Consider the following 25,597-nt stretch of genomic DNA (forward strand, 5'->3'; position numbering starts at 1 on the left):
CTCCCTCCGCGGGGTCGCCGCGGGACGGCGGGGTCGGGGGCGGATGGGAGCATGGCCGCATGCCCGACACCGCGACGCCACCCTCCTCCGCTGCGTCCTCCTCCGCTGCGCCCTCCGACCTCCGGTCCGCCGCCCGGGAGCACCTCTCCCGGCTCGTCGGCGTCGCGGGCGCCGACTTCCACGACGGGCAGTTCGAGGCCATCGAGGCCCTCGTGCAGGACCGCTCCCGCGCCCTCGTCGTGCAGCGCACCGGATGGGGCAAGTCGGCCGTCTACTTCGTCGCCACCCTGCTCCTCCGCCAGCAGGGGCTCGGCCCCACGCTCCTCGTCTCCCCGCTCCTCGCGCTCATGCGCGACCAGGTCGCCGCGGCCCGGCGCGCCGGCGTTCGCGCGGTCGCCATGAACTCGAGCAACGCCCACGAGTGGGACGACCTGCTGCGCGCGCTCGACGCCGACGAGGTCGACCTGCTCCTCGTGTCGCCCGAGCGCCTCAACAACCCGCGCTTCCGCGACGAGCAGCTGCCCGCGCTCCGGGCCCGGCTCGGCCTGCTCGTGGTCGACGAGGCGCACTGCATCTCCGACTGGGGCCATGACTTCCGGCCCGACTACCGGCGCCTGCGCGACCTCATCTCCTCCGTCGACGAGCGCGTGCCCGTGCTCGCCACCACGGCGACGGCCAACTCCCGTGTGGTGGCCGACGTCGAGGAGCAGCTGAGCGTCGGATCCGCGGGCGCGGGCGTCGTCGAGACCGACCGCGTGCCCGTGGTCACCATCCGCGGGCCGCTCGCCCGGCGGTCGCTCCGGCTCGGCGTGCTGCGGCTCGAGAACAGCCGCGACCGGCTCGGCTGGCTCCTCAGCCACCTCGACGAGCTGCCCGGCAGCGGCATCATCTACGCGCTCACCGTCTCCGCCGCGCAGGACACCGCGCGGCTGCTGCGCGACGCCGGCCACGCGGTCAAGGCGTACACGGGGCGCGACGACCCGGCCGACCGCGAGCAGGCGGAGGGCGAGCTGCAGCGCAACGAGGTCAAGGCGCTCGTCGCCACCAGCGCGCTCGGCATGGGCTTCGACAAGCCCGACCTCGGCTTCGTCGTGCACCTCGGGGCCCCGTCGTCGCCCGTCTCCTACTACCAGCAGGTCGGCCGCGCCGGGCGCGGGTCCGCCGACGCCGACGTGCTGCTGCTGCCCGGCCGCGAGGATCCCGACATCTGGCAGTACTTCGCCACCGCGTCCATGCCGGACGAGCAGCAGGCCGCCGCCGTCATCCAGGCGCTCGGCGAGAGCGACCGGCCGCTGTCCGTGCCCGCGCTCGAGTCGCGGGTCAGCCTCTCGCGCAGCCGGCTCGACCTCCTGCTCAAGGTGCTCGACGTCGACGGGGCCGTGCGGCGGGACACCTCGGGCTGGTCGGCCACGGGCGTCCCGTGGGTCTACGACCGCGCCAGGTACGAGCAGGTCGCCGCGGCGCGCGTGCGCGAGCAGCAGGCGATGCTCGACTACGAGACCACGCTCGGCTGCCGGATGGAGTTCCTGCAGCGCCAGCTCGACGACGACACCGCGGCCCCGTGCGGCCGCTGCGACCGGTGCGCGGGCGCGTGGTACCCGTCGTCGCTCGATCAGCAGGCGTCGGCCACGGCATCGCAGGCGCTCGACAGGGTCGGGCTGCCGATCGAGCCGCGGCTGCGCTGGCCCACGGGCGCTTCGACCGTCGGCGTGCCGCTCAGCGGCGCCATCGCGGCGGGCGAGCAGGTCGACGAGGGACGCGCCCTCGCGCGCCTCACCGACCTCGGCTGGGGAGGACGTCTCCGCACGGTCTTCGCGGCCGGAGCCGAGGACGCGCCGGTCGACGACGCGCTCGTCGCCGCCTGTGTGCGGGTGCTCGCCGAGTGGGGCTGGGCGGAGCGGCCGCGTGCCGTCGTCCACGTTCCGTCCGCGAGCCGACCGCAGCTCGTCGGGAGCCTCGCCCAGCGCATCGCCGAGGTCGGGCGGCTGCCGTTCCTCGGGTCGCTCGACCTCGTGGATCCCGGGGCGCCCGGCGCCGCGCGCGGCAACAGCGTCTACCGGCTGGGGCGGGTGCACCCGCGGTTCCAGGTGCCTGCGCACATCGCGGACGACCTCGCCGCGGATCCGCGTCCCGTCCTCCTCGTGGACGACCTGGTCGACACGCGGTGGACGCTCACGGTCGCCGGCCGTCTGCTGCGGAAGGCGGGCGCGACGCGCGTGCTGCCGTTCGCGCTCGCGCAGCAGGGGTAGCCGGGCGGGCGATCGCGGATCAGCCGGCGACCGGATCCGGATCCGGATCCGGATCCGGCTCCGTCTCCGGCTCGACGAAGACGGTGCCGCCGCCCGCGAGACGCGCGCGCATCACCTCGATGGCCTGCGGGTTCTCGTCCACCAGCACGAAGCGGCGGCCGAGCTCACGGGCCGCGGCGCCCGTGGTGCCGGATCCCGCGAAGAAGTCGAGCACCCAGTCGCCGGGCCGGCTCGACGCCTGCACGATGCGGCGCAGCACGCCTAGCGGCTTCTGCGTCGCGTAGCCCGTCTTCTCGCGGCCGGTGGGGGAGACGATCGTGTGCCACCAGACGTCCGTCGGCAGCTTGCCGCGCTCGCGCTTCTCCGGGGTCACGAGGCCCGGCGCCATGTACGGCTCGCGGTCCACGCCCTCGGAGTCGAACAGGTAGTGGATCGGATCCTTCACGTAGACGAGGATCGTGTCGTGCTTCGCCGGCCAGCGGCGGCGCGACTTCGCGCCGTAGTCGTACGCCCACACGATCTCGTTGAGGAACGAGCGGCGGCCGAAGAGCGCGTCGAGCACGACCTTCGCGTAGTGCACCTCGCGGTAGTCGAGGTGGAGGTAGAGGGTGCCCGTGGGATCCAGGAGGCGCCACGCCTCGATGAGGCGCGGCTCGAGGAAGTCCCAGTAGTCGGCGAACGAGTCGTCGAATCCGTAGAGCATTCCCTTGACGGAGTCGTAGCTGCGGCCGTGGAACCCGAGGCGCGCCCCCGGCGGGCGGACCGGCTCGGGCGTCGCGGTGCTCGCGGGGGCGAGGGCGACGGGGGTGGTGGGCTCCGCAGCCGCGCTGGGGGCGGTGCCGGGTGCGGGGTCGAATGAGGTGCCGGGTGCGGCGTCGGGTGCGTGTGCCACGGCGGCGTCGAACGCGGTTGCCGGAACGACCTCGGCCTCGGCGTCCGTGGCTGGATCGGCCTCGGACTCGGCGTCCGCCTCGGGATCGGCGGCCGGATCCGGCGTGCGGGTCACGGTGAGGTTCTGCCGCTCCTGCGTGCGGCCGGTGTTGAACGGCGGATCCAGGTAGATGAGCTGGAAGGCGCCGTCGGGGAGCGCGCGGACGGCCTCGAGATTCTCCGCGTGGATCACGAGGTCGGGGCCGTCGGGGGTCCACGCGGGCTGGGGCACGCCCCGAGGTTAACGGACCTCCGCGGACGCGCGGCGCGCGCCGGGACGGGAGGGACGTCGTGCGGACGGCTGCGCCCGCGGTGCACGACGCCCCCAATACGGGGCGGTTCGCGCACGGCCCTGCCGCGCGGGTGGCACCCTCCGCTATGAACGTCACATGAGCGATGACCGCGACCCCGGCCGGACCGACGGACCCCACCCCGACGAGCCGCGGGGCGAGGATCCGGCAGCCGGCAGCTCGGCCACTGACGGCTCGGCCACCGACGGCCCGGCCCGGGGGGACGCATCCGCGGTGGGTGCCGCGGCGGATCCCGTCAGCCCCTACGGTCCGCCCGCCGTCCCGGCCGCGGCCGAGCCCGCCGACGCGGCCGAGCCTGCCGTCGCCGCGGCCGAGCTTGAGCCCATGCCCGAGCCCGCCGCTGTGCCCGAGCCCGCCGACGCGCCCGCCCATCCGGCGCCGCCCCTGCCGCCGGTCGGATACGACGCCGGCGCGGGATCCGCCGGCTCCGGCGCCGGCCCGGGGTTCGCAGCGCCCGGCCCCTCCTACGCGCCGCCGGTCGGCGCCCCGCCCGCCGCCCCCGCGCCGCCCTACGTCTCCGGCCCGCCTCCCCGCCCCCGCGGCGGCAAGGGCCTCGCCATCGCGGCGCTGGTCGTGGGCATCGCCGGGGTCCTGGGCGCGTTCATCCCGTTCCTCAACTACGTCACGGCCATCCCGGCGCTGGTCGCGGTGGTGCTCGGCATCGTCTCGCTCGCCCGGCGGATGGACGGCAAGCCGCTGGCGCTGACGGGCCTCATCCTCGGCGCCGTCGGCTTCGTCCTCAGCATCGTGCTGGCGCTCGTCTACACGTTCGCGTTCGTGGGCTCGGTCACCGAGGCGTTGGAGACCGCGGGCCCCGGATCCGACCCCGGCTTCGCCAGCCCCGAGCCGACCTCCGGCGACGGCGGCGACGACGCGACGGCCCAGCCCGGCACGAGCCCCGACGACCCGCTGCCGATCGGCACCCCGGTCACGGGCGAGGGCGTCGACGGGCCCGAGTGGCAGGTCACGCTGGGCACGCCCATCCTCGACGCGACCGCGGCCGTGCTCGCGGCGGATCCGACGAACGGGCCGCCCGCGGAGGGCATGCAGTACGCGGTCGTCCCGGTCACCGCGACGTACCTCGGGTCGGGCACGGGGGATCCGCTCTCCGAGCTGGCACTGGGGTTCCTCGCCCCCGACGGCACGCAGTACTCGGCCGCCGACAGCTTCGTGCAGGCACCGGCGCCCGCGTTCACGGACGCCTACGAGATGCTCGAGCCGCAGGGCACCGCGAGCGGGAACGTCGTCGTCGAGATCCCCATCGACGGCGCCGCCGACGGCCTCTGGGCCACGGCGCCGGGGATGATCGCGGACGCGTACTACTTCCGGGCCGGCTGACACCTAGTCCGGGGAAGCCGCTCGCGGGGCGTCCTCGCGCGCATCTGGTGCCGACCGGCCGCCTACCGGGTGCGAAGCGCGGGATCGGTGGCCCCAGTTCGCGGTGCAGGAGGCCCTTTCGGCGCTGTCGGCCGCCGTGGCTCTAGTAAGAAGTGCCCATGACCGACGCACGAGACCCGAACTCGACTCCCGAACAGCACTCCTACCCCGCGCCCCCTCCCGCACCCGAGGGCGGGTACGCGACTCCCTACGCGCCTGCCGCGCCGGCGGTCCCCTCCGGCGGGAAGGGCCTCGCCATCGCGTCCCTCATCGTCGCGATCGTCGCCTTCCTCGGGGCCTTCGTCCCGTTCCTCAACTACGTGGTCTTCATCCCCGCGATCGTCGCCATCGTCCTCGCCATCGTGGCGCTGGCGCGGCACAAGGCGGGGAAGCCGCTCGCTCTGGGAGGGCTCATCGTGGGCGTCCTCGCGCTGGTCCTCAGCATCATCCTCGCGGTCGTCTACACGCTCGGATTCGCGGCCGCGGTCTCGGAGAGCCTTCCCCGGAGCGAGGGCGGTTCCGGGTCGTCCGCGGCGCCGCTGGACGAGACCGAGGAGGAGGCCGGGCCGGCCGTCGGTACACGAGAGAACCCCGCCCCCATCGGCACGGTCGTGACGGGTCTCTCCGGCGGATCCGCGCAGTGGGAGGTCACGCTCGGCGCTCCCGTCCTCGATGCCAACGCGGCGGTCACGTCCGAGAACATGTTCAACGACCCCGCCCCCGCGGGCACGCAGTACGCCATGGTGCCCGTCACGGTGAAGTACGTGGGTACCGAGTCGGCCAGCCCGATGTTCGAGATCGGCGTCGAGTACGTCTCCGCGGCAGGCACGACGCACACCACGTCCGACTCCTTCGCCGTCGCCCCCGAGCCGCAGTTCAGCTCGATCAACGAGCTGTTCCCCGGGGCTTCGGGCACGGGCAACGTCGTCATCGCCATCCCCAGCGCGGATGCGGCCGCGGGGACCTGGGCCGTCAGGCCCGGCATCCTCGCCGACCCGTACTACTTCTCCGCCCAGTAGCGACGGAGCCCGAGAGCCGTGGCACCCCCGGGTGCCACGGCTCGCGCCGTCTCTCGGCTGGGCTCGTAGGCTGCGGACGTGACACCCGACGCGCGCGGCACCGACGCCCCCTCCCGCCCCATCCCGTCAGCCGGCGAGCTCGACGCCCGCGATCCGCTCGCGCGCTTCCGCGAGCTGTTCGTGCAGTCCGACGACGTGGTCGCCTACCTCGACGGCAACTCGCTCGGCCGGCCGACCCTCGCGAGCGTCGACCGCGTCGCCGACTTCGTGCGCGACCAGTGGGGCGGACGCCTCATCCGCGGCTGGGACGAGGACTGGCTCGCGATGCCGACGCGCATCGGCGACGACCTCGGCCGCGTCGCGTACGGGGCCGCGCCGGGCCAGACGTTCGTCGGCGACTCGACCACGGTGATCCTCTACAAGCTCGTCCGCGCCGCCGTCCGCGCGCGCCCCGGTCGCGACGAGCTCGTGATCGACACCGACAACTTCCCGACCGACCGCTTCGTGCTCGAGGGCGTCGCCGAGGAGTGCGGCATGACGATCCGGTGGATCGACGTCGCGCCCGACGCCGGGGTCACGCCCGAGCTCGTCGCCGAGGCGGTGGGGGAGCGGACCGCGCTCGTCGTGCTCAGCCAGGTCGCCTACCGCTCCGGGTTCCTCGCGGACGTGCCGGGGATCACGCGCATCGTGCACGACGCCGGCGCGCTCGTGCTCTGGGACACCTGCCACTCCGTCGGCGTGATCCCCACCGAGCTCGACGCGTGGGGCGTCGACCTCGCGGTCGGCTGCAGCTACAAGTACCTCGACGGCGGGCCGGGCGCGCCCGCGCACGGCTACGTGCGGAGCGACCTGCAGGCCGAGCTCCGGCAGCCGATCCAGGGCTGGATGGGCGCTCAGGACGTCTTCGCGATGGGGCCGGAGTACGTGCCGGCCGACGGGATCCGCCGTTTCCTCAGCGGCACGCCGCCCATCGTCGGCATGCTCGCGATGCAGGACATGATCGCGCTGATCGAGGAGGCGGGCATGGACGCGATCCGCGCCAAGTCGCTCGCCCTCACCGGCTTCGCGCTGGATCTCGTCGACCGCGACCTCGTGCCGCTCGGCGCGCGCGTCGCGAGCCCGCGCGACGAGGACCGCCGCGGCAGCCACGTGAGCGTCGACCACCCGCTCTTCCGCGAGATCGTCGGCGCGCTGTGGGCGGAGGGCGTGATCCCCGACTTCCGCGCGCCGTCGGGCCTGCGGCTCGGGCTCAGCCCGCTGACGACGTCGTTCCGCGAGGTCGAGGTCGGCGTCGAGGCGATCCGGCGGCACCTGGCGGGCTGACGTGCCCCACCCCGCCCGAGCCGGGAGACCGGGTCAGTCCGCCCACGCCCGACGCGTGCTGCGGACGGGCTTCCCGGTTGCCGCGGCCTCGTGCATGAGGAGCGCGAGGTGGTGGTCCTGCGACGCCTCCGCGAGCGAGTTCGTGGACGGGCCGCCTGCCGCGTGCGCGTGCATCTCGACGAGGCACTGCGCGATCGCGATCTCGTCGTCCGAGAGCCGGCCGGGCGCGAACGGGTTCTCGTAGACCCACTCGGACCCGAGCAGCAGGCCGCGCAGGTGGTGGCCCTCGAGGTTGCCGCCCTGCCCGGTCTCGACGCGCGTGATGTCGGCCCAGGTCGGCGTCGTGGCGTCGAGCAGCCAGCTCACGTGCTCGTCGACGATCTCGCCGCGCTCGCCGCGGACGAGGAGGCGGTTGCGGCGGATCCACGAGAAGTACTGCCGGTCGGAGAAGTCGTAGACGCCGAGGCGGTCGCCGAAGTCGAAGCGCGCGGTGGTCTGCTCGGCGGTCACGACCTCCTCGCGCACGGGATCCCCGTCGCGGTCGGGCCCGGCGACGATCGGGGACGAGAAGCGGGCGGCTGTGATGGTCGCGTCCTCGAAGCCGATGCCGAGGGCCCGGCGCATCACACGGACGCCGTGGTAGTCGTGGCACTGCGCGACGGTCGCCTGGCTGATCCGCCCGAGCCGTCCGCCGGCCCCGATCGCGAGCTGCGCGGCGAGCAGCGGCGAGAGCGGGTACTGCTCGGCCACCTCGATCCTGGCGCCCTGCCTCACGAGCGCGTCGAGCCGCTCGAGGTCCGCGACGGTCTCGCCGGGCGGCGTCTCGGTGAGCACGGCCACGCCGCGGTCGACGAGGTCGGCGATCACGTCGGGCGCGGCGGATCTGGGCACGGAGACGACCGCGAACGACGGAGCCTCCGCGGCGAGCAGCTCGGCCGCGGTGCGGAAGGTGCGGATCCCCCACTCCTCCTCCAACGCGCGTCCCGTCTCGGCGCTGCGGGTCACGAGCCCGGTGACGGCGAAGCGCTCCGGGAGGGCGCGCGCGATGCGCAGGAAGAAGGCGCTGCGCCAGCCGCTCCCCACGATGCCGAAGCGGATCTGCGGGGCGGGCGGCGCGGCGTGGGGCATGGCCGCCAGCGTACGCGCGGGGTCGCGCGGGCCTCCCGCCGGGCGGCGTCCGGGCCGGCGTCTCGGGCGCCCGGCTGGGTTCTCGCAGCAGACTGGGGAATACTCGCGAGGGCCGGGTGGCTGTCCCGGGAGCGAACGCTCCCGCGTGAGGCGCGTCTCGGCTCCGCACGAGGAGTATTGACCCGAGAAGGGGCACGAGCATGGGGATCCAGACGAGCCTCGACCAGGTCGCGGAGGCCGCGCGCATCCTCGACGTGATGCAGGAGGCCGACGAGCTCACGGTCGCCGCCAGCCGCGACGGCGGCGGACGCGCGGTGCGCCTTCTCGCACGGGCCGCCGCGGATCCCGCCGACCAGCTCACGGCCGTCGCCGCCATCCACGCGCTCGCCCAGGTCTTCGACGAGGCCGCCGACCACGCGCTCGTCGCGCTCCTCGACCACGACACCCGGTGGATCCGCGAGCACGCCGCCTGGGCCTTCGGCACCCGCCTGCCGCGCTTCGACGCGGTGTCCGGCCTCGTCGCGATGGTCGTCGAGGGCGGCTTCCCCGGCATGCTCGCGCAGCGCACCCTGCAGCAGTGGGCGGGGTCGACGCCCGACCACGTCGCGCTGGCTCTCGAGAACGCGCTGCTCGGCGTGCAGGGCGACGGTCCCCGGTCGCGCCTCGTCGAGACCGTGGGCCTCGTGCCCGGCCGGATCCCGGAGCGCGTGCTGCTCCGAATCGCCCCGGCCGCGTCCGAGGGCCCGCTCACCCGGTCCGCCGCGGTCGCCGCGCTGGGCGACCGGCCCGCGGGCGAGGCGATCGCGACCCTCGTGGCCGACATCGCGCGCGGCGACGACGAGGTGGCCGCGGTCGCGCGCCTCGCCGTGCTCGACATCGCGCGGCAGCACGGCGACCACCCGGCACCGCCGGAGCGCCCGGGCCTCACGGTCGTGCAGCTCTTCCTGCACGCCGACATCGACGCCGGCCTCACGCACGTGGGCGCGGGCGACAACGGCGGCATCGCGACGCTGCTCGTGCGCCTCGGCGACGCGCTCGTGGATCCCGGGGGCACGGCCGGGCACGCCCCCGCGGCGCACGACGTGACCGCGACGACGGTCCCCGACCGCCCGGTCGACCGCGTCATCACGCTCTCCCGCGGCACGCCCGACCAGGCCCTCGCCTCCCTCGCCCGCGTCACCGCGGGCGACGACGGCCACGTCTTCGCGCACATACCGATGCTCGGCGGCCCGCGCTCGCTCCCCGAGGCGTGGCCGCACCGCGTCGAGGCCGAGCGGGGGATCCGCCGCGTGCTCCGCGCCGCCGGCCGCGTCGACGCCGTGCACCTCCGCATGGCCGACGTCGGCACGCTCGCCGCCTCCACGGTCGCGCGCGAGCTCGGCATCCCCGTCGTCTTCACGGTCGCGCCGGATCCGCACGGCGTGGTCGACGCGCTCGACCGGTCCGGCGCGCTCACCCGCGACCGCTTCGGCGGCGTCGACGAGCGCGAGCACTACTGGTTCCGCGTCCGGCTCGTGCAGCGCCTGGCCGCCGACGCCGCGCACACCGTCCTCTTCCCGCGCCCCGAGCTGAAGCGCGACATGCGCCGGCTCGTCGGCATCGACGTGGACGCGCACCCCGAGCGCCACAGCGTCGTCGCCGAGGGGATCGACGTGGCCGCCATCGAGCGCTCCCGCGACGACGCCATGCTCGGCGCCGACGCGGACGGCGCGCCCGCCCGCGCGTTCGTCGAGCTCGACGACCTGCTCGCCGGCCTCCCCGAGGAGCGCCGCGGCCTGCCGCTCGTCATCAGCGTCGGCCGCCTCGCCCGCGTCAAGGGCATGGCACAGCTCGCGCACGTCTGGGCGGCGGATCCCGCGCTCCGGTCCCGCGCGAACCTCCTCATCGTGGGCGGCGACCTCGACGCGCCCAGCCCCGAGGAGCGCGAGCAGCTCGCGCGGATCCTCGACGCGGTGCCCGACGCGGACGGCCCCGCCGACGCCGCCCGCCACGGCCTCCTCCTCGCCGGCCACCGCGGCAACGACACCGTCACGCGCTGGCTCGCCGCCGTCCGCTACGGCCGGCCCGGCCTCGCCGCGCCGGGCGGCGCGTACGCGTGCGCGAGCATCAAGGAGGAGTTCGGCGTCGCGCTGCTCGAGGCGATGTCGATGGGCCTGCCGGTCGTCGCGCCCGCGTCCGGCGGTCCCGCCACCTACGTGGAGGACGGCGTGACGGGCCTCCTCGTCGACACGACGGATCCCGGGGACCTCGCCACCGGGATCGCCCGCGCCCTCGACATCGCGGCCGGCCCCGACGCCGATGCTGCCGCCGACCGCGCCCGCGACATGGTCGCCCGCACCTTCACCATCCAGGCCATGGCGGGCACCCTGTCCCGCGTCTACCGCGACGTCGCCGCAGCCGACGACCGAACCCTCTGGGAGCTCAGCGCCTCATGACCCTGCTCGTCATCAGCCCGGACTACGCGTCCCACCTCTTCCCCCTCATCACGCTCGCGTCCGCCTGGCAGCAGGCCGGCGAGCGCGTGGTCGTGGCGACCGGATCCGCGACCGCCGGCATCGTCGAGGCCTCCGGCTTCGAGCGGGTCGACCTCCGCCTCGGCCGTGGATCCAACCCCGGCACCATCAAGGCCGAGGATCAGCCGACCGGCGAGGACGACGCCCTCCGCGGCTTCTTCGCCGCCACGCGCCGCGGCATGGTCGAGACCCTGCGCTTCCAGGCCGAGGCCCGGAGCGACGACCTGCTCTGGGAGCCGGTCGAGACCGCGCGCGCCGTGCAGCGGATCCTCGACGAGGTGCGCCCCGACCAGGTGATCGTCGACCACCTCGCCTTCAGCGCCCGCCTCGCGCTCCTCGCCTCGGGCACCCGCCACGCCGACGTCGTGCTCGGCCACCCGAGCGCGCTGCCCGTGGGCGGCGAGGTCTACGGCTTCCCGCCCGCCTGGCCCGCCGCGTTCGAGCCGGAGGAGGAGGACCTCGACGAGCTCCACGCGCTGTGCGAGCGCGTCCGCGACCGCTTCACGGCGCAGTGGAACGACGCCCTCGCGATCCTCGCGCCGTCGATGCGCCCGAGCCGCGACGCGTTCGCCGAGGCCGGCGACGTGCTCCTGCTCAACTACCCCGAGGAGCTGCACGACCCCGACCGCTCCGAGCTCCTGCCGCCGCACGCCTTCATCGGGTCGGCCGTGCGGCGAGAGGCCCCCGAGGCCGAGGTGCGGGACTGGATCGACGCCGGCGGCGACCCCATCGTCTACGTGTCGCTCGGCAGCTTCCTCTCCGTGCGCGGCGACGTGCTCGCGCGCATCGCGGCGGCCCTGCGCGACCTCGACGTGCGCGTGGCGCTCGCGACCGGATCCACCGACCGGGCCGAGCTCGGCGACATCCCGTCCGACTGGCTCGTCCGCCCGTTCCTCCCGCAGGTGACGCTGCTCGCCCACGCCGACCTCGCGGTCACCCACGGCGGCAACAACTCCGTCACCGAGGCGGCGACCGCGGGCGTCCCGATGCTCGTGCTGCCGCTCTCGACCGACCAGTTCGCGGGGGCCGCGGCCCTCGAGGACGCGGGGCTCGGGATCGCGCTCGCCCCGAACGTCGCGACCGTCACCGAGCTGCGGCAGGCCGCCAAGCTCCTGCTCAACCCGTCGGGTGCGCAGCGCGCCGGCCTCGACGCCATCGCGGCGTCGCTCACGCGGTCGCCCGGGCCGCAGCGCGCGTACCAGGCGCTGGCCGGCGGGATCCGGCCGGAGCAGGCCGCGCGCTGAGCCGGTCGCCGGATCCGGTCGTCCGGCCGGGCGACGCCCGTCCCGCGATCTCGTAGACTCGTGGGTGACCGCGTCCGCGCCCCGGCGCGACGGTCGCCCACAGTCTCGGAAATGGATCAGGTGCCCTCGTGAACATCGTCGCTTTCATCATCGCGTTCGCCCTCTTCCTGGGCGGCATGGCGCTGTTCGCGTTCGCGTTCTACATCGAGGGCTTCGAGCTGCTGAGCTTCTTCGCCGGCATCCTGCTCGTCTCGGCGTCCATCGCCATCCCCGCGCACATCCTCAAGCGCACCGACGCCTGATCCGCGTCGCCTCCGCCCGCCGCGCCAGGTAACAAACCGGACACACGGCCCGGCTACGCTCCCGGCATGGGTGATCTGTTCGAGGGATACGGCACGCTCGCGGCCGCACGCCGCGCCTCCGGTGGCGCGATGCCGTTCGACGAGATGTTCCGGGATCCGCCGGTCGCCGGGGAGCCCGCCGTCGCGCGGGCGGCCTACCGCGAGATCCACGCGGCCCTCTCCCGCATGACCAAGGAGGAGCTGAAGGACCGCACCGACGCGCTCGCCACCAGCTACCTCGCGCAGGGCGTCACCTTCGACTTCGCGGGCGAGGAGCGGCCGTTCCCGCTCGACGCCGTGCCGCGCGTCATCGAGCAGGCGGAGTGGAGCCGGCTCGAGAAGGGCGTCGCGCAGCGCGTCCGGGCGCTCGAGGCGTTCCTCGCCGACGTGTACGGGCCGCAGCGCGCCATCCGCGACGGCGTGATCCCCGCCCGCCTCATCAGCTCGTCCAGCCACTTCCACCGCCAGGCCGCCGGCATCGACCCGGCCAACGGCGTCCGCATCCAGGTCTCCGGCATCGACCTCGTGCGCGACGAGGCCGGCGAGATGCGCGTGCTCGAGGACAACGTGCGCGTCCCGTCCGGCGTCAGCTACGTCATCTCCAACCGCCGCGTCATGGCGCAGACCCTGCCCGAGCTCTTCGTCTCGATGCGCGTCCGCCCCGTCGGCGACTACCCGAACAAGCTCCTGCAGGCCCTCCGCGCGAGCGCGCCCGACGGCGTCGAGGACCCGAACGTCGTCGTCCTCACGCCCGGCGTCTACAACAGCGCGTACTTCGAGCACACGCTGCTCGCGCGGCTCATGGGCGTCGAGCTCGTCGAGGGCCGCGACCTGTTCTGCTCCGGCGGCCGCGTCTGGATGCGCACCACGGGCGGCCCCATGCGCGTCGACGTCATCTACCGCCGCGTAGACGACGAGTTCCTGGATCCGCTGCAGTTCCGCGCCGACTCCATGCTCGGCTCGCCCGGCCTCATGCTCGCCGCGCGCCTCGGCAACGTCACCATCGCGAACGCGGTGGGCAACGGCGTCGCCGACGACAAGCTCGTCTACACGTACCTGCCCGACCTCATCCGCTACTACCTGGCCGAGGACGCGATCATCCCGAACGTCGACACCTGGCGCCTCGAGGAGCCCGACTCGCTCGAGGAGGTGCTCGACCGGCTGCCGGAGCTCGTCGTGAAGCCCGTCGACGGATCCGGTGGCAAGGGCCTCGTGGTCGGCCCCGCCGCTAGCGCGGGCGAGCTGGCCGAGCTGCGCGCGCGGCTCCTCAAGGACCCGCGCGGCTGGATCGCGCAGCCCGTCGTGCAGCTGAGCACCATCCCCACGCTCGTGGAGGACGGGATGCGCCCGCGGCACGCCGACCTCCGCCCGTTCGCCGTGAACGACGGCCGCGACATCTGGGTGCTGCCCGGCGGGCTCACGCGCGTCGCGCTCCCCGAGGGCCAGCTCGTGGTGAACAGCAGCCAGGGCGGCGGATCCAAGGACACCTGGGTCGTCGGCGACTCCGGCTTCCCCGCGGCGACCCGCGAGCGCAGCGTGCAGACGCTCGTGGCCGACCAGGCCGCGGTGACCACGTCCATCCCGATCATCCAGAACGGGGAGAAGGCGCCCGACCAGTCGCCGCACGACCGGCCGCGCAACCGCGACCAGCACGAGCAGCAGCAGCAGGTTGCCGCGCCCGCCGCAGCCCGCACAGCCACGACCGAGGGGGACCGCTGATGCCCATGCTGTCGCGCATCGCCGAGTCGCTGTTCTGGATCGGCCGCTACATCGAGCGGTCGGACGGCACCGCCCGCATCCTCGACGTCCACCTGCAGCTGCTGCTGGAGGATCCGTGGATCGACGAGGACACCGCCTGCCGCTCCCTCCTCAGCGTGATGGGCAGCGACGTCCCCTCCGAGGACGTGCTCGGCCGGGACGACGTGCTCGCGCTCCTCGCGGTGGATCGCACGCAGCCCGCCTCCATCGCCTACTCGCTCGGCGCCGCGCGGGAGAACGCCCGCCGCGCCCGCGAGATCGTCTCGTCGGAGCTCTGGGAGTGCCTCAACACGACGCGCGCCCGCATGCCGAGGAAGATCGCGAACGACCGCGTGCACGAGTTCTTCGGCTGGGTGCGCGAGCGCTCGGCGCTCGCGGTCGGACTCGTCGAGTCGGGGACGAGCCGCGACGAGGCGTGGCAGTTCTTCACGCTCGGCCGCTCCATCGAGCGCGCCGACATGACGGCCCGTCTCCTCGCCACTCGCGCCCTCACCGAGGCGAGCGGCCCGTCGTGGACCACGATCCTCCGCTCCTGCGGCGCGTACGAGGCCTACCTCCGCACCTACCGCGGCGTGCCGAGCGCGCGCAACGCGGCCGAGTTCCTGCTGCTCGACCGGCTGTTCCCGCGGTCGATCACGCACTCGATCCGCCGGGCCGAGCAGTGCCTGCACGACATCGAGCCGCGCACCGACCGCCTCGGGGTGTCCGACCAGGCGCAGCGGCTGCTCGGGCAGATCCGGAGCGAGCTGGAGTACCGGCCCATCCAGGAGATCCTCGACGACCTCCCGCGCTTCATGGACGCCGTGCAGGAGGCGACATCCGCCACCAGCGAGGCCGTCCGCCAGCGCTACTTCCCCACCAACGCGGCACCCAGCTGGGTCGGAGAGAACTCGTGAACCGCCTGCGCATCACCCACCGGACCGGCTTCCACTACGAGGGCGAGGTGACGGCGTCGTACAACGAGGCGCGCATGCTGCCCGTCTCGAGCGAGAACCAGTTCGTCCTGTACTCGAACCTCGACATCCAGCCGAAGCCGGGGCACCACACGTACGTCGACTACTTCGGCACGCGGGTGTCCTCGTTCGAGATCCTCAGCCCGCACCGCTCGCTCGAGCTCACGGCGACGAGCCTCGTCGAGGTGCGGCCGCGCACGCACGAGCCGCACCAGCTCGGCTGGGACGACCTCGCGGTCGACGTCGAGCGGGCCACCGAGCACGTCGAGCAGGTCGCGCAGACCGTGCGCACCGAGCCGCACGAGGAGGTCCGCGCCCTCGCGGAGGAGATCGCGGGCGGCGCGGGGACGCCGTGCGAGGCGGCCGCGGAGATCGCCCGCACGATCGGCGAGAAGGTCGAGTACATGGCCGGCGTCACGAGCGTGCAGTCGACCGCGCGCGAGGCGTGGGAGCAGGGGCGCGGCGTCTGCCAGGACATCACCCACATCGTCATCGGGGCGCTCCGGCACGTCGGGATCCCCGCGCGCTACGTCAGCGGCTACCTGCACCCGAAGCCGAACGCGGCCGTCGGCGAGACCGTCACGGGCGAGTCGCACGCGTGGGTCGAGTGGTTTTGCGGCGAGTGGCGCGGCTGGGATCCCACGAACCTCATCGACATCGGCGACCGGCACGTGCTCGTCGGCCGCGGCCGCGACTACCGCGACGTCGCGCCCCTGCGCGGCATCTACGCGGGGCCGTTCCGGTCGAAGCTGTTCGTGCGGGTGGAGATCACGCGGGAGTCCTGATCCCGCGCGCCTCCCGATCGGGGGTGCCGGGCGGGAGCGCCCCTAGTCTGGATCCATGCCCGACGACGAGCGCTCCACCGGCGGAGCCGACCACCGCACCATCGTGGACGCGGAGGGCGTGACCCTCCACTACTACGTGTGGGAGGCCGAGCGCCCGCGGGCCGTCGTGCACATCGCGCACGGCGTCGGCGAGCACGCGCTGCGCTACATCCGGCTCGCGCGCGAGCTGAACGCCGCGGGCTTCACGGTCGCGGCCGACGACCACCGCGGGCACGGCGCCACCGGGCTCGGCCACCTCGGCATCGGCGTGCTGGGGCCGAGACGCCACCTGGCTGCGCTCGACGGGATCCAGCTGGTGAGCGAGCAGCTGCGCCTGGAGCACCCCGACCTCCCGCTCGTGCTCCTCGGCCACAGCTGGGGCGCGCTCCTCGCGCAGCGCATCGTGGCGCGGGCGTCGCACCTGTACGCGGGGCTCGTGCTGAGCGGTGCCTCGCTCGCGATGCCCGGCGTGATCAACACGGGCGACCTCAACAAGCGCTGGCGGCACCCGGCGGCGTCCGGCTTCGAGTGGCTCTCGCGGGATCCGGAGGCGCAGCGCGCGTTCGGCGACGACGACCGGAACTTCGACGTCAACGCCCTGAAGCCGTACCGGATGCGCGACTCCGTGCAGATCATGGGCCGGCCGCCGCGGAAGCTCGCGACCGACCTGCCCGTGCTCATCCAGGGCGGCGAGGAGGACTCGCTCGGCGGCCGCCGCGGCATGCAGCTGCTCGCCCGCGACTACAGCCGGCGCTCGCGCCTCAGCGACGTGCTGCTCATCGTCTACCCGGGCGCGCGCCACGAGATCTACAACGAGACGAACCGCGACGAGGTGGTCGCGGACTTGCGCAGCTGGCTGGAGTCGCGCGTGGTGCCGGTTGATCCGGTCGCTCCGGTCGCTCCCGCCGCTCCGGGGGAAGGGGAGCCCGCATGACCGCAGCCGACGCGACCCTCCGCCCCGCGCGCGCCGACGACCTGCCGTTCCTCGAGGACATGCTGCTGGCGTCGATGGACTGGCGCGACGACGGATCCATGACCCGCGAGCGCATGCTCGCCACGCCCGAGCTCGCGCACTACGTCTCCGGCTGGCCGCGCGCGGGCGACGTCGGCGTGGTCGCGGAGGCCGACGGGGATCCGGTCGGCGCGGCGTGGGCGCGCCTCTACGCGGATGACGACCGCGGCTACGGCTTCGTCGCGCCGGACATCCCCGAGCTCGGCATGGCGCTCGTGCCGTCGGCGCGCGGGCGGGGGCTCGGGCGGGCGCTGCTCGTGGCGCTCGTAGCGGCGGTCCGCGCGTCCGGCGCCCCGGCCGTGAGCCTCAGCGTGGAGGACGGCAACGACCGCGCCCGCGCGCTCTACGACTCGCTCGGATTCGTGGCCGTGGGACGCGAGGGTGGATCGGACGTGCTGCTGCTCCGCTGGTGACGCGCGCCGCCCTCCAGCCCGCGGGATGCGGGTCGGAGGGCGGCGGGTAATGCGCGGTCGGCCGCGTCAGGTCAGGCGCGCGCGTTGCGGCGTCCCGAGTGCGCGTGGCGGCGGCGGCGGGATCCGAGCGCGGCCGCGGATCCGACGACCAGCAGCAGCGCCGCGAGGGCGAGCGCCGACGCGGGGGACGACCCCGTGCGCGGCAGCGATCCGCGGGCGCTCGCGCCGGAGGTGCCGGCGGGGCTCGATCCGTCCGCCGACAACGCTGCGGACGCGAGCGCACCGGTGCCGGCGACGGATGCGCCGCCCGCCGAGGTGCCTGCAGCGGTGCCGGTTCCCGTGCCGGACCCGGATCCGCCGGACGCGGATCCGCCCGACGGGTCGACCGCCACCGCGGCCGTGGTGACCACCCCGGCCGCCACGTCCGCGGCGAGCCCGGAGGCGTCGACGAGGTGCAGGCCCGTCACGGTGCGCGCGGCGGACGCGGTGACGTCCTCCGCGAGCAGCACGGATCCGCCGTCGGGCAGCGCGAACCGCGTGCCCGGGGCGATGTCGCCGGCCGCGAGCGCCTGCCCGGCGATGAGGCCGCCGTCGCTCGAGACGCGCGCCGTGCCGCCGTCGACCGCGACGCGCAGGCCGCGGATCCGGACGGCCATGCGGCTGCCCGGGTAGAGGTCCACGTCGTCGAGGGAGGCGCTGCCGGACCCACGGGCGGACGCGAGCCGGATCCCCGAGGCGCGGATCTGGCCCGCGGCGCCGTCGCCGGCGGTGTCGGCCGCGGTGTCGCCGGCCGCGGGGGCGTCGGCGTCGCTCGCCGCGAGGGCGTCCGGGGCGAGACCCGTCGCGGTCGCGTCCGGCCGCGCCACGGGCGTCGCCGCGACGGCGCTGGGCCCGGTCGCGCGGATCCCGTACGCCGACCAGCCCGCAGGCGCGGTGTCCGGCACGATCGGGACGGGCGTCGGCGACGGATCCGGGGCGTGCGTCGTCGAGCCGCCCGCCGCCAGGGTCACGACGCCCAGCCGCACCTCGGGGTGGCGGCCGGTGAGGTCGCGGTAGTGCAGCGCCGTGAGCGTCACCGTGCCGTCGGATGCGACCGTCCGCTCGCCGAAGCGCACCTCGACGCGCGGGGTGCCGGTCTCGTCGACGCCCGTGTAGAGGTCGGTCGTGGTGTCGATCCACACGCCGTTCACGAAGACCGCGTTCCCCGCGTCCGCGAACGACACGGTCATGGCGCCCGCGGCGGAGACGGCCGCGTGCAGGCCGGCGACCCGGAGGGCGGGCCAGCGGTAGTCGGCGAGCGGATCCGTCGACGCGTCGGGCACCTGGCGGAACGCGCCCACGTCGACGGTCGCGGTGCCCGCGGCGTCGCCCGTGCCGAGGTCGACGGCGACGGCCGACGCGGTGTCGGGATCCGTCCCCGTGCCGGTCACGGCGTCCGCCGAGGCATCCGGTGCCGCGACGGTCGCGACCGGCTGCGGCGCGACGAGCACCGTGCCGTCGGCCGCGGTGACCCCGACGCCGTACGCGCCCACGACCTGCCCGGCCGCGGGCGGCACGACGACCGTGCCGAGGCGCACGTCCGGGTGCGCGCCCGTGAGGTCGCGGTAGTGCACCGCGGTCACGGTGACCGTGCCGTCGGCCGCCGTCTCGTGCTCGCCGAACGCGACGGTGACGCGGGGCGCGCCCTGCTCGTCGACGCCCGTGTAGAGGTCGGTCGTCGTGTCGATCCAGCGGCCGTCCACGAAGACCGCGCTGCCGGGATCCGCGAACTCGGTCGAGACGGCGCCCGCGGGCGTGATCGTGGCGGTGAGGCCGTAGACCCGGAACGCCGTCCACCGGTACTCGGCGAGCGGGTCGGCGGCGGCGCCCGGCAGCTGCTCGAACGAGCCGACGCCGACCGTGGTGGTGCCGTCCGCGCCGGTGTCGACGCGGACGGACGCGGCGTGCTCCGGGGATCCGTCCGACGCGGCGAGGGAATCGGCGGTGGCGGAGCGGTCGAGGCCGTCGACGCGCGGCTGCCCGTCGATCACGCGCGTGCCGTCCGCGGCCGTGACGGTGACGCCCGTCGCGACGCGGCCGGATGCGGGCGCGGGCGCGGGATCCGGCGCGGGGGTGGGGCCGGGGGCCGGCGTCGGATCCGGGTCCGGCGCGGGCGTCGGCGAGGGCGAGGCCGACGGCGTCGGCACCGGCGCGGCGGCGGCCGCCGCGCACGTCACGGACCCGGCGCGCACGCGCCAGATCTCCGACGCCCCGGCCTCCGCCTCCACGTCGATGCCGACGGTGGTGGCGGATCCATCGTCGCCCGTGGCGGTGGACCCCACGATGACGCGGGTCGCGCCGTAGACCGACTCCGGCAGGTCGCGCGACCAGCCCGGCGTCGCGTTCGCGTCTGCGGTCACGTCCACGCCGCCGATGGTGAGCCGATCCACGTGCACGGCGGGCGTGCCACCCGGCGTGCACGACACGGCGAGGCCCGAGAAGACGATCGCGGGCCGGTCGCGGAGCGTGAGCTCGCCGGTCGCGATGGCGCTGGACGCGCCCGTCGGGCCCGCGGTGGAGGAGAGGTCCGTCGTCCGCGTGGTGTTCAGCTTCAGCACGTCGCCGGTGGACGCGGCGGTGCGCGTCACCGCGGCGCCCGCGGACCACTCGGCCAGCGGCGTCGGCGCGGTGAGCGTGTCGCCGTCGATGTCGATGATCTCCACGCCGGACGCGCGCGCGAGCACGACGTCGGCCGCGTGCGCCGCGAGGGGCGCGAGCCCGCCGAGCGCGAGGAGCGTCGCGAGGGCGAGGGCGCCGGTCGCGCCGAGCAGCCCGAGGGAGGGGCGCGAGGAGGATCCGCGCATCGCCCGGCTCATCGTCCCGCCTCCGCGCCGAGGCCCTCGACGAACGCGCGACCCGCGGGCACGCCGGCCCCGGTCACGTCGTCCCAGCCGGGGGCGGAGCGGAGCCCCTGCCTCCCGGTGTCCCACATGAAGAGCGTCTCGGGCCACAGCGCTCCCGCCGACGGGCCCGTCGGCGACCACGTGGCCGCGGACGCGGGCTGCACGTCGCGCAGCGCGCCCGTGCCCATCAGCGCGTAGAGGGCGGGGCTCGCGAGGCCGAAGCGCCGGCCGGTGACGGCCTTGGAGATCGCGACCATGGACGCGACCATCGGCGTCGCGAGGCTCGTGCCGCCGTGCGCCGCGTACTCGGTGCGGCCCTTGTGCGGGCCGTAGGTGATGAAGCCCGTGTCCGGATCCCCGAGCGACGCCACGTCCGGCAGCAGCCGCCCGGTGCCCGCGACGGCGAGCCGGTCGGCCTGCCAGGTGGGCCGCGCGTACTCGGCGGACTGGCCGCCGCCCGCGCCGAACGCGAAGCCCGGCGGGATCAGCGCGCCGTTGCGGGCGAAGCGGGTCTCGGTCTCCCAGCCCGCCTCGACGGCGATCGAGCCGTCCTCGGCGAGCCCGGTGCTCGTCGCGCCGACCGCCGTGACGTACGGGCTCGACGCGGGCGACGCCACGGTCGCGTTCCCGCCGTGGTCGCCGACGCCGCTGTAGTCGCCGTCGTTGCCGGTGGACGCGAAGACCGACACGTCGCGCGACGCGGCCTCCACGAGCACGCGGTTGAGCAGCTCGCGGTCGTCGGCCGTGTCGAGGCCCTCCATCGCGCCGAAGGACAGGCTGATCACGTCGGGTCCGTCCTCCGCCGCGTCGAGGATCCGCGTGTAGAGGCTCGTGCTCGTGCAGTCGTCCGCGCCCCAGTAGGAGACGGCCGCGTCGGGCGCCATCGCGTGGACCGCCTGCACGTCGAGGTGCTGCTCGTCGGTCCATGCGGTGGGTCCGCCGCAGATGCCGGTGCGCGGCGAGGCCGACGGGTGGTCGCGGTACTGGCCGGCCGTGAAGGCGGGCTCGCCGACCGCCAGGGAGTAGGTGTCGGTGTCGGCCTTCGTGTCCGGGTCGTCGTAGGCCGCGACGATGGCGATGGTGGCGCCTGCTCCGCGGTCCTCGGCGGGCACGTCGTCGACGCGCCGCAGCTGCGCCGGGCCGTAGCCGCACAGCGAGTTCGAGCGGTGGGCCACGTCGACCGACGCGGGCCACGCGTCGGTGAGGCGCTGGCCCCACCAGGCGGCGCACGTGCCGTCGTCGGCGGAGGAGGCGGGGGATCCGCCGGTCGCCTGCCCGGGGATCGGAGCGGGGACGGGGTCCGTGGCGTCGGGCGACTGCGCGTCGTCGGCGGCCTGCGCGCCGCCCGCCTGCGCCGTGTCCGACTCCGCGTCCGACGGCATCAGCACGTCGCCCTGCACGGTGCCGGCGACGCCGCGCACGGCGTCCAGGGCGGCGGGCACGGCGAGGGTCCGCTCCGGGGCGACGACCTCCCGGCCGGCGACGCGGAACCGGGCGAACCCGGTGTCGAAGGCGCGCGACGCGAGCGCCAGCGTGCCGGAGACGGGCAGCGCGGACACCTCGTCGCGCGCGTCGCCCACGTCGAGGCCCCGGTCGCGCAGCCAGGCGGCGACGGCCGGCGCGGCGTCGGGGCGCGCCGGATCCAGCAGCACCGTGAGCGCGACCGACGCGTCCGCGGGTGCGTCGCCGACCCGGACGGCCGAGGTGTCGGCGGGCCACGACGGGGCCGACCCGTCGATCGCGCGGAGACCGGCAGCGATGCGCGCCGAGGCCGGGTCGCCGCCGGCGGTGGCGGGCTCGGATCCGGTGCCCGCGAGCGCGCTCGCGACGAGCGCCGCGACGGCCACGAGCGCGACGGCGCCCGTGCCGAGGGCGACGGTTCGCGCGCGGGACGACGGCGGCCGCCGGACGAGGGCGCGGATCCGCCCCTCGGTCGGCGGGCGCTCGGCGGGCCCGCGGGCCTCGACGGGTGGGAGGGACGAGGGGCGTGTGGGCATGCGGGATCCGTATTCGGTTCAGGGGGGAGTGCGCGAGGGCGCGTGCGGATGCTATCCCCTATCGAGAAGCGTTCTCAGCCCCTGTGGAGGGTGGTCGGTCGAGGATGGGTCGACTGCGATCCGGGATACGGCGCCGTCCGTTCGGGCGGATGCCACCGTCGCGTCGATCGGGACGGGTAGTCTTCCTCGACTCCCGGACGGGGATGGGACAGGAGCGACATGAACCAGCGGCAGGCGGCGGTGTCCCGGGCACGGCGCGAGATCATGGAGGCGGCGGGCGCGCAGTTCGCGGCGCACGGCTACGAGGGCACGTCGTTCTCGCGCGTGGCCGAGGCGATGGGGAAGCCCAAGTCCGCCATCGGGTACCACCTCTTCGCATCCAAGGAGAGCCTCGCGGGCGCGGTGGTCGAGGACCAGGAGGACCGCTGGCTCCGCATCGAGGCGGCGCTCGACCGACCGGGGGCGCTGCACGAGCTCATCGTCTTCCTCCTCACGGGTGCCAGCACCGTGGAGGTCTGCCCCGTCGCCGCGGGGGCCATCCGGTTGCTGCAGGACATGCCGCGCCTCGGCCTCGCCGTCGAGCGGCGCTTCGACGTGTGGCGGTTCACCCGGGAGCACCTGGAGGCGGAGCTCGCGGTCCGGGGCATCCGGGCCGGGGACCTCGACGCCGTCGTCGACGTCCTGCTCAGCGCCACCTTCGGGGTGCTCTCCTACCGCTCACCGCGGCTGGCCGAGCACGACTCCGCGGAGCGCCTGCGCAGCCTCTGGATCCCGCTCCTCATCGGCCTCGGGATCGACGACGCCGACGCCGTCGTGCGCGCCGCCCGGCCGCTCGACCTGGAGCTCGTGGAGGTCGGGCGCCCGGATGCCTCCGAGGCGCACATCGGCTCGGCGCGCGGTCCGAAGGACGCCGCTGTCGACGCCGACGCGGAGGACGGCCGCGCCCGCGCCCGCGCCTGACCCGCCCCGCGCACGACGACGCCGGCCGACCCCAGGGGGTCCGGCCGGCGTCGTCGTGCGATCGGAGCCGCTACTCCACGCGACCCGCGTAGCGGTAGCGGAACCCGGCCCCGTCGGTGACCACCACGTCGTAGTAGCCCCACTCGTCCACCGGCCAGTTCACCGTCGTGCTGCGTCCGGGCTTCACGGTCTCGTGGCGCTCTCGCGTGATGAAGTCGTTGGCCGTCAGCATGTAGTGCACGGAGGGCGTCCCGTCGTTCGCGAGCGTGAGCCGCAGCACGCCCTTGCCGCCGGGGATCGTCTCGGCCGAGACCCGCGGGGCGGGCACGTCGGTCGTCCCCGCCGCGATCACGGTGCCGGCGAAGCGGCGCAGGAACCGGTCGGGCCCGTAGAGGCTGAAGTCGTACGCGCCCTCGTGCGCCGAGCTCTCCCACGTGTAGGCCGCCTTCCCGCGCGGCGCCACGGTGAAGGGCGTCGACGCGAACGGCAGCGCGATGTTGGGGAACACCTGGTGCGAGACGGCCTGCTTGCCCTGGTTGCGCATCGTCAGCGTGACCCGGCCGCTCGCGCGGTCTACGGCCACGTCGGCGTCCTGCCGGTAGGGGAGCGCGCGGTGGCGCATGATGCCGGCCTCCTGCTCGGGCATCCGCTGCGCGCCCACGGCGGGCTCCTGCACGGGCGGCTTCGCCATGTCGGCGTCGGCGGCCGCGACGAGCGCCTGCGTCGCGCTCATCGGCAGCACCTCGTCGGCGGACGGGATGGAGAAGTCCGGGTGCGCGAAGTCGAAGCACGAGGTGAGGTCGCCGGAGATCGCACGCCGCCAGTCGGAGATGTTCGGCTCGTGGACGCCCGTCCAGGTCTCGAGGAACCGGATCACCGAGGTGTGGTCGAACACCTGCGAGTCGACCCAGCCGCCCCGGCTCCACGGCGACACGACCGTGAGCGGCACGCGCGTGCCGTAGCCGACGGGCAGGCCGTCCACGTACTCGTCGGGCGTGCCGGGCTCGGCGAGCGGCGGCAGCTGGTGGTCGAAGTAGCCGTCGTTCTCGTCGTAGTTGATGAGGAGCACCGTGCGCGCCCAGGTGTCCGGGTTGCTCATGAGCGCCTGGATCACGGCGTTCGTGTAGTGCGCGCCGTAGTCGGGGCTGGCCTTCGGGTGCTCGCTCCAGCCGTACGGCGCCACGACGTACGACACCGCGGGCAGCGTGCCCGCCGCGGCGTCCCTGCCGAACTCCTCGAGCAGGTGCGTGACGTCGAGGCCCTTGCCGGAGTCGGGCTTCCACCCGTCGTGGAGCCCGCCGTCGAGCGCGAGCTGACGCGTCGCGGGATCCTTCGAGGCGAGCGCCTCGTGGTACTGGTGGAACAGCCACAGCGGGTTGTCGCCGTAGTCGCCCACGTAGGGGTGCGTGCCGTCGTCGCCGACCTCGTCGTTCGCGTAGGTCTTCCACGTGATCCCGGCCTGCCGGAGCCGCTCGGGGTAGGTCGTCCAGCCGAACACGGGGGCGTAGTCGTCGGGGTTGTCGATGGCGGGGCCGCCGGCCTTCCCGCGCGGGTCGATCGTGCCGGTCCACTGGAAGAGGCGGTTCGGGGTCGTCGGGCCGATGAGCGAGCAGTGGTAGTGGTCCGCGATCGTGAACGCCGAGGCCAGCGCGTGGTGGAAGGGGAGGTCGTCCTTCGTGAAGTAGCCCATGGTCTGCTCGCTCTTGGCGACCACCCAGTTGTCCCACGCGCCCTTGTTCCAGGCCTGGTGCCCGCCCTTCCAGGAGTGGTCGAGGCCGCCGGCGCCCTGCGCGTTGAAGCGGGACGAGTCGAGCGGGAACGGCAGCATGTGCCCGCCGTCGGTGCGGCTCGCGTCGGGCTGGGCGAACACCGAGCCGCCGCCGGGGTACTCGACCGCCTGCTTGTCGCCGAAGCCGCGGACGCCCGGCAGCGTGCCGAAGTAGTGGTCGAACGAGCGGTTCTCCTGCATGAGGATCACGACGTGCTCGACGTCCTTGATCGAGCGCGTGAGGTTCCTGCGGGCGGCGGCCGTGGCCGCCGTGGCCGCGCCGGGTGCGCCGGCGACGGATCCGGCGGCCACGCCCGCCATTATCGCGGCGGCGCCGCCGAGCAGGACGGTGCGGCGGCTGACGCCCGGGCGGATCCCGGTGCGGTAGGGGCGCGAGGGGTCGAGCGGGGGCGCGGCGTCGACGCCGGCCGCGAGGTCGACGTCCGGGGCGTGCTCTTCGGGCTTGGAGGTGCTCACGGTGACGGTCCTTCTTCCTGATCGTGCCCGGCGTCGCGCGCGGGCGGTGATCCGGCCGCCCCGGGAGGGTCCGGGCGCGGCAGGGGGATGCGGGTGCTGTGGAGCGGGGAGGTGCGGA

Annotated in this window: 18 protein-coding genes; 13 read left to right on the forward strand and 5 right to left on the reverse strand. The window is 75.0% G+C overall.

All coding sequences use genetic code 11. The annotated features are described in order from the left end of the window. Positions 1-59: 59 nt before the first annotated feature. Positions 60-2,249, forward strand: coding sequence for a RecQ family ATP-dependent DNA helicase (locus NL142_RS02325; protein ID WP_435080811.1), 2,190 nt, complete (start codon positions 60-62; stop codon positions 2,247-2,249). 19 nt (positions 2,250-2,268) lie between these two features. On the opposite strand, the gene NL142_RS02330 is transcribed toward NL142_RS02325, so the two are convergent. Next, positions 2,269-3,411: a DNA-methyltransferase gene (locus tag NL142_RS02330; RefSeq protein ID WP_435080812.1), complete on the reverse strand. Its 1,143-nt coding sequence runs from the start codon at positions 3,409-3,411 to the stop codon at positions 2,269-2,271. Between the two features lie 157 nt (positions 3,412-3,568). On the opposite strand from NL142_RS02330, the gene NL142_RS02335 reads away from it, so the two are divergent. From NL142_RS02335 to NL142_RS02345, 3 genes are all read left to right on the forward strand, one after another. Further along, positions 3,569-4,828 carry a DUF4190 domain-containing protein gene (locus NL142_RS02335; protein ID WP_435080813.1) on the forward strand — a complete coding sequence of 420 codons (1,260 nt, stop codon included), beginning with the start codon at positions 3,569-3,571 and terminating at the stop codon, positions 4,826-4,828. A gap of 158 nt (positions 4,829-4,986) precedes the next feature. Further along, positions 4,987-5,886: a DUF4190 domain-containing protein gene (locus tag NL142_RS02340; protein WP_435080814.1), complete on the forward strand. Its 900-nt coding sequence runs from the start codon at positions 4,987-4,989 to the stop codon at positions 5,884-5,886. Between the two features lie 78 nt (positions 5,887-5,964). Further along, a complete protein-coding gene (locus NL142_RS02345; RefSeq protein ID WP_435080815.1) occupies positions 5,965-7,209 on the forward strand; it encodes a kynureninase in 1,245 nt (414 codons plus the stop codon). Between the two features lie 33 nt (positions 7,210-7,242). Here NL142_RS02345 and NL142_RS02350 read toward each other — a convergent pair whose 3' ends face one another. Then, the gene (locus NL142_RS02350) at positions 7,243-8,337 is read right to left on the reverse strand and encodes a Gfo/Idh/MocA family oxidoreductase (RefSeq protein ID WP_435080816.1); all 1,095 of its coding nucleotides are present in this window, start codon (positions 8,335-8,337) and stop codon (positions 7,243-7,245) included. A 200-nt stretch (positions 8,338-8,537) separates the two neighbouring features. On the opposite strand from NL142_RS02350, the gene NL142_RS02355 reads away from it, so the two are divergent. The 8 genes from NL142_RS02355 to NL142_RS02390 all read left to right on the forward strand — a co-directional run bounded on the left by NL142_RS02355 (position 8,538) and on the right by NL142_RS02390 (position 17,395). Beyond that, positions 8,538-10,772, forward strand: coding sequence for a glycosyltransferase (locus NL142_RS02355; RefSeq protein WP_435080817.1), 2,235 nt, complete (start codon positions 8,538-8,540; stop codon positions 10,770-10,772). After that, the gene (locus tag NL142_RS02360; RefSeq protein ID WP_435080818.1) at positions 10,769-12,094 is read left to right on the forward strand and encodes a nucleotide disphospho-sugar-binding domain-containing protein; all 1,326 of its coding nucleotides are present in this window, start codon (positions 10,769-10,771) and stop codon (positions 12,092-12,094) included. Before NL142_RS02355 ends, NL142_RS02360 begins: the two co-directional genes overlap by 4 nt. Positions 12,095-12,222: 128 nt before the next feature. Then, positions 12,223-12,396 (forward strand): hypothetical protein, encoded by a 174-nt coding sequence (locus NL142_RS02365; protein WP_012297729.1) that lies wholly within the window; start codon positions 12,223-12,225, stop codon positions 12,394-12,396. A gap of 66 nt (positions 12,397-12,462) precedes the next feature. Next, positions 12,463-14,154: a circularly permuted type 2 ATP-grasp protein gene (locus NL142_RS02370; protein WP_435080819.1), complete on the forward strand. Its 1,692-nt coding sequence runs from the start codon at positions 12,463-12,465 to the stop codon at positions 14,152-14,154. A 5-nt stretch (positions 14,155-14,159) separates the two neighbouring features. Then, positions 14,160-15,089: an alpha-E domain-containing protein gene (locus NL142_RS02375; RefSeq protein WP_041464281.1), complete on the forward strand. Its 930-nt coding sequence runs from the start codon at positions 14,160-14,162 to the stop codon at positions 15,087-15,089. Further along, a complete protein-coding gene (locus NL142_RS02380; protein ID WP_435080820.1) occupies positions 15,086-15,931 on the forward strand; it encodes a transglutaminase family protein in 846 nt (281 codons plus the stop codon). Before NL142_RS02375 ends, NL142_RS02380 begins: the two co-directional genes overlap by 4 nt. 55 nt (positions 15,932-15,986) lie before the next feature. Continuing rightward, complete coding sequence (locus NL142_RS02385; protein WP_435080821.1) at positions 15,987-16,904, forward strand: alpha/beta fold hydrolase; 918 nt, start codon at positions 15,987-15,989, stop codon at positions 16,902-16,904. Next, entirely contained in the window at positions 16,901-17,395 is a 495-nt protein-coding gene (locus tag NL142_RS02390; protein WP_194683527.1) for a GNAT family N-acetyltransferase, read from the forward strand. Before NL142_RS02385 ends, NL142_RS02390 begins: the two co-directional genes overlap by 4 nt. Before the next feature lie 71 nt (positions 17,396-17,466). On the opposite strand, the gene NL142_RS02395 is transcribed toward NL142_RS02390, so the two are convergent. Both NL142_RS02395 and NL142_RS02400 read right to left on the reverse strand, forming a co-directional pair. After that, on the reverse strand, positions 17,467-20,238 hold the full coding sequence (locus tag NL142_RS02395) for an LPXTG cell wall anchor domain-containing protein (protein WP_435080822.1): 2,772 nt from the start codon (positions 20,236-20,238) through the stop codon (positions 17,467-17,469). Between the two features lie 8 nt (positions 20,239-20,246). Continuing rightward, positions 20,247-22,274 carry a S53 family peptidase gene (locus tag NL142_RS02400; RefSeq protein WP_435080823.1) on the reverse strand — a complete coding sequence of 676 codons (2,028 nt, stop codon included), beginning with the start codon at positions 22,272-22,274 and terminating at the stop codon, positions 20,247-20,249. 219 nt (positions 22,275-22,493) lie between these two features. Between NL142_RS02400 and NL142_RS02405 the strand changes: the two genes are divergently transcribed. Then, on the forward strand, positions 22,494-23,234 hold the full coding sequence (locus NL142_RS02405; RefSeq protein WP_435080824.1) for a TetR family transcriptional regulator: 741 nt from the start codon (positions 22,494-22,496) through the stop codon (positions 23,232-23,234). A gap of 70 nt (positions 23,235-23,304) precedes the next feature. Here the strand turns inward: NL142_RS02405 and NL142_RS02410 are convergent, their stop codons facing one another. Then, on the reverse strand, positions 23,305-25,479 hold the full coding sequence (locus tag NL142_RS02410) for a phosphocholine-specific phospholipase C (RefSeq protein ID WP_435080825.1): 2,175 nt from the start codon (positions 25,477-25,479) through the stop codon (positions 23,305-23,307). Between the last annotated feature and the right edge of the window lie 118 nt (positions 25,480-25,597).

The organism is Clavibacter quasicaliforniensis (assembly GCF_051201715.1).
Classification (GTDB): domain Bacteria; phylum Actinomycetota; class Actinomycetes; order Actinomycetales; family Microbacteriaceae; genus Clavibacter; species Clavibacter seminis.

Coding starts and splice junctions, on each gene's coding strand:
- NL142_RS02390 (WP_194683527.1), top strand. CDS start 16,901: ATGACCGCAGCCGACGCGACCCTCCGCCCCGCGCGCGCCGACGACCTG.
- NL142_RS02360 (WP_435080818.1), top strand. CDS start 10,769: ATGACCCTGCTCGTCATCAGCCCGGACTACGCGTCCCACCTCTTCCCC.
- NL142_RS02400 (WP_435080823.1), bottom strand. CDS start 22,274: ATGCCCACACGCCCCTCGTCCCTCCCACCCGTCGAGGCCCGCGGGCCC.
- NL142_RS02370 (WP_435080819.1), top strand. CDS start 12,463: ATGGGTGATCTGTTCGAGGGATACGGCACGCTCGCGGCCGCACGCCGC.
- NL142_RS02355 (WP_435080817.1), top strand. CDS start 8,538: ATGGGGATCCAGACGAGCCTCGACCAGGTCGCGGAGGCCGCGCGCATC.
- NL142_RS02395 (WP_435080822.1), bottom strand. CDS start 20,238: ATGCGCGGATCCTCCTCGCGCCCCTCCCTCGGGCTGCTCGGCGCGACC.
- NL142_RS02325 (WP_435080811.1), top strand. CDS start 60: ATGCCCGACACCGCGACGCCACCCTCCTCCGCTGCGTCCTCCTCCGCT.
- NL142_RS02385 (WP_435080821.1), top strand. CDS start 15,987: ATGCCCGACGACGAGCGCTCCACCGGCGGAGCCGACCACCGCACCATC.
- NL142_RS02375 (WP_041464281.1), top strand. CDS start 14,160: ATGCTGTCGCGCATCGCCGAGTCGCTGTTCTGGATCGGCCGCTACATC.
- NL142_RS02340 (WP_435080814.1), top strand. CDS start 4,987: ATGACCGACGCACGAGACCCGAACTCGACTCCCGAACAGCACTCCTAC.
- NL142_RS02335 (WP_435080813.1), top strand. CDS start 3,569: ATGAGCGATGACCGCGACCCCGGCCGGACCGACGGACCCCACCCCGAC.
- NL142_RS02405 (WP_435080824.1), top strand. CDS start 22,494: ATGAACCAGCGGCAGGCGGCGGTGTCCCGGGCACGGCGCGAGATCATG.
- NL142_RS02350 (WP_435080816.1), bottom strand. CDS start 8,337: ATGCCCCACGCCGCGCCGCCCGCCCCGCAGATCCGCTTCGGCATCGTG.